Below are 686 nucleotides of genomic sequence, written 5' to 3'. Positions count from 1 at the left end.
TAGCCGCCGTCCTCACGAGGGAGCCGCCATCGACTGCCGCCCCTCCCCCCACGAGGGGCGGCACCCGCAGTCCCCGAGGAGTCCCTCAGGAGTCCCCCCGGGAAGTCACCGAGGAATCCCCGAGGAGTCTCCGATGAACAAGACCCCGGTCATTCTCTGCGCCCTCGCCGCCGTCGCCGTGCTGGTGTTCCTGGCGATCGGCGACGTCATCAACTACCCGTTCGCCGCCGGGATCGGCACGGCTCTCGTTCTCGCCGCCGGCCTGGAACTGCACAGGAACAGGAAGAGGAGTCACCAGTGAACGAGATAGCCGACATAGGATACGGCCGCCAGTTCGACGGCTGGTACGACCGGCTGTTCCCCAAGGACGGCGCCGCGGCCGGGGTCGCCAAGAAGATCGCGGACCTCCACCCCGACCACTCCACCGGCACCCTGGAGTTCGGCGTCGGCACCGGCCGTATCGCCGTCCCCCTCTCGGGGCACGTCGGGCGGGTGACCGGGGTGGACTCCTCCGAGGAGATGCTGGCCACGCTGCGCGCCGAGCCCGGCGCCGCCGGGGTCGAGCCGGTCCACGGAGACATCCGCACCTACACCTCCGACGAGCGGTACGGCCTCGTGTACTGCGTCTGCGGAACGCTCTCCATGCTGCTGACCCCCGAGGACCAGGCGCTGGCCGTGCGGCGGGC

2 protein-coding genes are annotated in these 686 nt (G+C 70.6%); both read left to right on the top strand.

Annotated features, from left to right (window positions below; genetic code table 11):
• Nucleotides 1-133: 133 nt before the first annotated feature.
• Entirely contained in the window at nucleotides 134-301 is a 168-nt protein-coding gene (locus CU044_RS38595) for a hypothetical protein (protein ID WP_165371911.1), read from the top strand.
• On the top strand, nucleotides 298-686 hold a 389-nt coding region (locus CU044_RS16390; protein ID WP_129769334.1), incomplete at its 3' end, for a class I SAM-dependent methyltransferase. The genes CU044_RS38595 and CU044_RS16390, both read left to right, overlap by 4 nt.

This window comes from Streptomyces sp. L-9-10 (assembly GCF_004151105.1).
Lineage (GTDB): Bacteria > Actinomycetota > Actinomycetes > Streptomycetales > Streptomycetaceae > Streptomyces.
Note: the sequence above shows the minus strand (reverse complement) of the source record. Positions and strands in the feature narration are given on the sequence as shown.

Excerpts from the sequence above, each read along its gene's own strand:
- CU044_RS38595 (WP_165371911.1), top strand. The coding sequence starts at position 134 with ATGAACAAGACCCCGGTCATTCTCTGCGCCCTCGCCGCCGTCGCCGTG.